The following is a 325-nucleotide window of genomic DNA, read 5'->3' as shown; positions in this document are numbered from 1 at the left end:
AATCTTCGGTACTAGAGAATTTAGCGATTATTGAGGAAGTAGAATTAGAAGAGTTACCCAAAATCGGATTGCTAGATTTAGAAGAGAAATCTCCACAAAAAACTACAATAAAAGAAGAAGTAAAAGAAGAAGTAAAAGATGAAGAGATTCAGAAGAAGAGGAAAAAGAGGAAGAAAAAGAAGAAGAAGACAATAGAACTACAAGAGAAATCTCTACAAAAAACTACAATAATTGATGAAGTAAAAGATGAAGAGACTCAAAATGCAATAGAAATAGAAGAACAAAAACCGGAAAAAAATGAGGCCGTTCCAACTCAAATAGAAAA

General features: G+C 31.1%; 1 pseudogene. It reads left to right on the top strand.

Annotated elements, in window-relative coordinates:
• Positions 1–325 (top strand): annotated as a pseudogene (locus MR167_RS32035) (hypothetical protein); the annotation flags it as partial.

Origin of the sequence: Bacillus cereus group sp. BfR-BA-01355 (genome assembly GCF_022663675.1) — a bacterium.
GTDB classification, from domain to species: domain Bacteria; phylum Bacillota; class Bacilli; order Bacillales; family Bacillaceae_G; genus Bacillus_A; species Bacillus_A thuringiensis_S.
This window is presented reverse-complemented; position numbering and strand designations above follow the sequence as displayed.